The organism is uncultured Oscillibacter sp. (assembly GCF_910579365.1).
In the GTDB taxonomy this organism is placed as follows: domain Bacteria; phylum Bacillota; class Clostridia; order Oscillospirales; family Oscillospiraceae; genus Oscillibacter.
This window is the reverse complement of the sequence record NZ_CAJTUX010000110.1, coordinates 1-5,965: the sequence shown is the minus strand read 5'-3', so window position 1 is coordinate 5,965 and position 5,965 is coordinate 1. Positions and strand designations below refer to the sequence as shown.

Sequence of the window (5,965 nt, the reverse complement as noted above, 5' to 3'; positions counted from 1 at the left end):
GGAGGAGGACGCCAACAAGCGCAATAAGAACGACTTCGTCCTCTGGTTCACCAAGAGCAAGTTCGAGGATCAGGCCCTCAAGTGGGACTCCCCCTGGGGCGTAGGCTATCCCGGCTGGCATATTGAGTGCTCCGGCATCTCCCTGAAATACAACGGCGAGTACCTGGACCTCCACTGCGGCGGCGTGGACAACGCCTTTCCCCATCACACCAACGAGATCGCCCAGTCCGAGAGCTACCTGGGTCACCCCTGGTGCCCCCACTGGTTCCATGTCCACCACCTGAACGACCCGGCGGGGAAGATGTCCAAGTCCAAGGGAGAGTTTTTGACCGTCTCGCTGCTGGAGGAGAAGGGCTATGACCCCCTGGCGTACCGCTGGTTCTGCCTCCAGAGCCACTACCGCAAGACCCTGGTGTTCAGCTGGGAGAATCTGGACAACGCCGCCGCCGCTTACAACAAGCTCTTGAACCGCATTGCGGCGCTGAGGCCCGGAGGGGACGCGGATCAGACGGTCCTGGGGGAGTGCCGGGAGAAGTTTCTCCGGCAGGTGGGCAGCGATTTGAACACCTCCATGGCGGTGACGGCGGTCTTCGACGCGCTGAAGGCCAAGACCGATGACGCCACCAAGCTGGCCATCATTGGGGAGTTTGACAAGGTGCTGTCTCTGAGCCTCCTGGAGAAGGCGGCGGCCATTCGGGAGAAGGCGGCCCAGACCGTGCAGTCCGGCGGCGGCGACTATGTGATTACCGGCGAGGGAGACCCGGACATCGACGCCAAGGTCCTGGCCCGGTACGAGGCCAAGAGGGCCAAGAACTTCGCCGAGGCGGACCGGATCCGCGACGAGCTGAAGGCCCAGGGCGTCGAGGTCACCGACGTGAAGGGCGGGGCCTCTTGGAAGAGAGTTTGAACCATAAAGAAGGCGCTCCTGCCCTTTTAGCAGGAGCGCTCAGCGTGTCAAAAAACGCAGAAGATTGACGCAGCGGGAAGGAAGAGAGTTACGAGAGGAACCCAGGAAGGGTTCCTTTCGTTTTCAATCAGAAGTTTTTCAAACCTTTTTTAGAGGTTTGAAAAACTTGCTCAGGCTGGCGAAAAAACATTTTCGACAGCCTGCGCGCTCCTGCCCTTTTAGCAGGAGCGCTTTTTGTCTGCCGTTTACCCCCAGGGCATACAGGGACTCTAAGCGGCAGGGCCGCCAAGAGTCCCTGTATCTTTTGAGAAAAGACGGGTCAGTTTCGCCCCGCCGCACCGGCGGAGTCTTTCAGCATCACGTCATGGGCCCCGCCCTCCACGATGGAGACGGAGCTGACCAGGGTCAGCTTGGCCTTGTCCCGCAGCTCCGGAATCGTCAGCGCGCCGCAGTTGCACATGGTGGAGCGAATCTTTGCAAGAGTCGTGGCCATGCCGTCCGCCAGGGCGCCGGCGTAGGGGACGTAAGAGTCCACGCCCTCCTCGAAGGAGAGCTTCGCCGAGCCGCCCAGGTCGTAGCGCTGCCAGTTCCGGGCCCGGGCGCTGCCCTCGCCCCAGTACTCTTTCATATAGCTGCCGCCGATGAGAATCTTGCTGGTGGGGGACTCGTCGAACCGGGAGAAGTACCGGCCCAGCATGCAGAAGTCCGCGCCCATGGCCAGGGCCAGGGTGATGTGATAGTCCTGGACAATGCCGCCGTCGGCGCAGATGGGGACGTAGACACCGGTTTCCTCAAAGTACCGGTCCCGCTCCGCCGCCACGTCGATCACCGCCGTGGCCTGCCCCCGGCCGATGCCCTTGGTCTCCCGGGTGATGCAGATGGAGCCGCCGCCGATGCCGATTTTCACGAAGTCCGCCCCGGCGTCCGCCAGGAAGCGGAAGCCCTCGCCGTCCACCACGTTGCCCGCGCCCACTTTCACCGTGTCGCCGTAGCGGTCCCGAATCCATTTCAGGGTCCGGGCCTGCCACTCGGAATACCCCTCGGAGGAGTCGATGACCAGCACGTCCACCCCGGCGTCCACCAGGGCGGGAACCCGCTCGGCGTAGTCCCGGGTATTGATGCCCGCGCCCACGACGTAGCGCTTCTGGCCGTCCAGCAGCTCCAGGGGATTTCCCTTGTGGGAGTCATAGTCCTTCCGGAAGACGAAGCTCACCAGCCGCCCGTCCTTGGAGACGATGGGCAGGGCGTTGAGCTTGCGGTCCCAGATGATGTCGTTGGCCTCCTTCAGGCTGGTGCCCTCCGGAGCGAAGATGAGCTTGTCGAAGGGGGTCATGAAGTCCGTGACGGGGGTGGCGGGGTCCAGGCGGCTGACCCGGTAGTCCCGGCTGGTGACCAGTCCCAGGAGCTTGCCGGTGCCGGTGCCGTCGTCGGTGACGGGCATGGTGGAGTGGCCGCAGCGTTCTTTCAGGGCCAGCACGTCCGCCAGAGTGTCCCCGATCCGGAGGTTGGAGTCGCTGGTGACGAAGCCGGCCTTGTAGTTTTTGACCTTGCGGACCATCTCCGCCTGCTGCTCCACGGGCTGGGAGACAAAGATGAAGGCGATGCCGCCCTCCTTGGCCAGGCCGATACCCATCTGCTCGCCGGAGACGGCCTGCATCACGGCGGAGACCATGGGCACGTTCATGGTCAGGGGGCATTCCTCGCCCTTTTTGAACTTCACCACCGGGGTCTTGAGGGACACGTTGGCGGGAATACACTCGGCAGAGGAGTAGCCGGGAACCAGCAGATACTCGCTGAAGGTGTGGGAGGGCTCGGAGAAAAAGTAGGCCATGGGACGACACCTCGTTCTTTCTAAATTTTAGGCAGTATACCATTCTCCGGGAAGGGTTGTCAAGACCTTAATTTCGTAGGAGGTTGTCCCAGGGCGGATGGCTAACCAGATCGGGCGATTTGGAATCGCTCCTGCGGTGTCCGCCCGTTCCCGGGCGCGGAAATTCAAAGAGAAAAATAATCCTTGGCGGCCTCAAAGAGCCGGAGGTCATATGCCCCGGGAACGTTTCGGTACAGGCCCGGACCGACGCGCTCGGAATGGCCCATCTTGCCGAAAATCCGTCCGTCGGGGGAGGTGATGCCCTCCACGGCCCAGGCGGAGCCGTTGGGGTTGAAATCCGGGTCCATGGTGGGCTGGCCCGTAAGGTCCGCATACTGGGTGGCGATCTGCCCGTTTTCCGCCAGTGTTTGGAGGAGCTCCGTCCCGCAGAGGAAGCGGCCCTCGCCGTGGGAGATAGGAACGGCGTAAACTTCCCCAGGGTTCACCCGGGCCAGCCAGGGGGATTGGTTGGAGACCACGCGGGTGTTTACAATTTTGGACTGGTGCCGCCCGATGGTATTGAAGGAGAGGGTGGGACAGGTCTCGTCCATATCCCGGATTTCGCCATAGGGGACCAGGCCCAACTTAATGAGGGCCTGGAAGCCGTTGCAGATGCCCAGGGCCAGACCGTCCCGGTTTTTGAGAAGGTCCATCACCGCTTCGGAGGTCTCCGGCCCCCGGAGGAAGGCCGTGATGAACTTGCCGGAGCCATCTGGCTCGTCGCCGCCGGAGAAGCCGCCGGGAAGAAAGAGAATCTGGCTTCCCCGGAGCTTTTGGGCAAAGGCGGCGGCGGACGCAGATACGTCCTTGGCGGACTGATTGCCTACGACGAAAATCTCCGTCTCCAGGCCCGCCCTCTGAGCGGCCCGGGCGCTGTCGTACTCGCAGTTGGTGCCGGGGAAGACGGGGATGAGGACCTTGGGCTTCGCGACGCCAATCTTGGGGACAGGGCGGGTGAAGGCGGGGCAGGACAGGACGGGGGCATCTCCTTCCGCGGGGGCGCGGGTGGGGTAGACATCCTCCAAAACGGCCTCGTTCAGCGATAACAATTCGTCAATTGAGGCGGAATCAGTCCCAATCGTAATCACCGGTTCGGTGACGGTATGGCCGATTTTCCCGCAAAAGCCGTCCGGGTGACAGTTGCCGATGTCCTCGGTCAGCTCCGCAATGATGGCTCCGGAGCGGGAGGTATACCATACAGGGCTGTTTTGGCTCATCCCCTTGAACCCGATCCGGTTGCCGAAGGACATCTTCATGACCGCCTCGGCCATTCCGTTTTCCACCGCCCAGGCGGCGGCAATCTTCCCCTTCCGGTGGAGGCGGAGGAACTCCGCCCAGGCCGCCTGCTGATCCTGTGCGCTGCCGTCGGGCTGGAAGAGGTACACCGGGTGTCCCGCTTCTTTGAACTCGGGGGTAATCACATCTCCCGCCTGAATGGGGGCGACGGCGAAGGAGATCAGCGTGGGCGGTACATCCAGGTCCAGGAAGGACCCGGACATGGAGTCCTTGCCGCCGATGGCCGCCGCGCCGAAGTCCATCTGGGCCGCCATGGCCCCCAGGAGGGCGGCAAAGGGCTTGCCCCAGCGCTCCGGGTCCTGACGGAGCTTTTCGAAATACTCCTGCAAGGTCAGGTAGGCGGTCTTGTAGTCCGCGCCGGCGGCCACCAGCTTGGCGATGGAAGTAGTCACAGCGTCATAGGCCCCCCGGTAGGGGTAGGCAGAAAGCCTCTCCGGGTCGCAGGCCCAGGCCATGACGCTGGCCTGTTCCGTCTCCTGGCCCGGAAGGACCGGGAGAAGGGCGGTCATGGACTGGGCGGGGGTCCGCTGGGTCCCGCCGCCGAAGGGCATGGTGACGCTGCCCGCGCCAATGGTGGAGTCAAACCGCTCCGCCAGCCCCCGGCGGCTGGCGCTCTTGAGACTGGCGGCCATGCTTCGCAGGTCCGAGGTTCCGGATGGCTGGAAGGGGGAATGCGTTTTCCTGTCCACATCCGGAACGAAAACGCTGGCGTGCTTTACCGCGCCGTTGGAGTTCAGGAACTCCCGGCTCAGACTGACAATGGTTTTCCCTTGCCAGCGCATGACCATGCGGGGCTCCGCCGTCACCACGGCCACCTGGTAAGCCTCCAGATTCTCCGCTTTCGCGGCGGCGATGAAGGCTTCCGCGTCCTTGGGGGACACCACCACCGCCATGCGCTCCTGGCTCTCGGAGATGGCAAGCTCCGTGCCGTCCAGACCATCGTATTTTTTCCGCACCGCGTCCAGGTCGATGACAAGGCCGTCCGCCAGCTCGCCGATGGCCACGCTGACGCCCCCCGCGCCAAAGTCGTTGCACCGTTTGATGAGGCGGGTGACCTTCCCGTCCCGGAAGAGACGCTGAATCTTCCGCTCCTCCGGGGCGTTGCCCTTCTGGACCTCGCTGGCCATGGTCTGGAGGGAGGTTTGGTTGTGGCTCTTGGAGGAGCCGGTGGCCCCGCCGATGCCGTCCCGGCCCGTGCGGCCTCCCAGGAGAATGATTACGTCCCCGGGGGCGGGCCGCTCCCGGCGGACATTTTCCGCCGGGGCCGCGCCTGCCACCGCGCCCACCTCCAAGTGTTTGGCGGCGTAGCCGGGGTGGTAGAGCTCCGCCACGTGGCCCGTGGCCAGGCCGATCTGGTTGCCGTAGGAGGAATAGCCTGCCGCCGCCGTCTGGCAGAGCTTGCGCTGGGGCAGCTTGCCGGGGAGGGTGTCCTCGATGGGCGTCCGGGGGTCGGCGCAGCCGGTGAGGCGCATGGCCTGGTGGACATAGGCCCGGCCGGACAGGGGGTCCCGGATGCAGCCGCCGATGCAGGTGGCCGCGCCGCCGAAGGGCTCGATCTCCGTGGGGTGGTTGTGGGTTTCATTCTTAAACATGAGGAGCCAGTCCTGGATTTCCCCGTCCACCACGGCGGGGACGTGGATGGAGCAGGCGTTGATCTCCTCGCTCTCGTCCAGCTCCGGCAGGAGGCCCCGCTTTTTCAGGGCCTTGGCCGCGATGGTGGCGATGTCCATAAGGGTCTCCGGGCGGTCCTTGGCCTTGCCGCCGTAGACCTCGCTCCGGAGTTTCAGGTACTGGTAATAGGCGGTTTTGACCTCCGGGTCCTGAATCTCTCCGCCGTCGATGTGGGTGGAGAAGGTGGTGTGGCGGCAGTGGTCGGACCAGTAGGTGTCCAC

At 63.9% G+C, this 5,965-nt stretch carries 2 protein-coding genes and 1 pseudogene; 1 reads left to right on the top strand and 2 read right to left on the bottom strand.

What is annotated here, in order from left to right; translation table 11 throughout:
- Window positions 1-907 (top strand): annotated as a pseudogene (gene cysS / locus QZ329_RS14710) (cysteine--tRNA ligase); the annotation flags it as partial.
- A 319-nt stretch (window positions 908-1,226) separates the two neighbouring features.
- Here the strand turns inward: cysS and QZ329_RS14705 are convergent.
- A complete protein-coding gene (locus QZ329_RS14705; protein WP_295753752.1) occupies window positions 1,227-2,738 on the bottom strand; it encodes an IMP dehydrogenase in 1,512 nt (503 codons plus the stop codon).
- Between the two features lie 164 nt (window positions 2,739-2,902).
- Window positions 2,903-5,965: phosphoribosylformylglycinamidine synthase (locus QZ329_RS14700; RefSeq protein ID WP_295753751.1), on the bottom strand; the 3,063-nt coding region annotated here is incomplete at its 5' end.

Coding starts and splice junctions, on each gene's coding strand:
- QZ329_RS14705 (WP_295753752.1), bottom strand. CDS start 2,738: ATGGCCTACTTTTTCTCCGAGCCCTCCCACACCTTCAGCGAGTATCTG.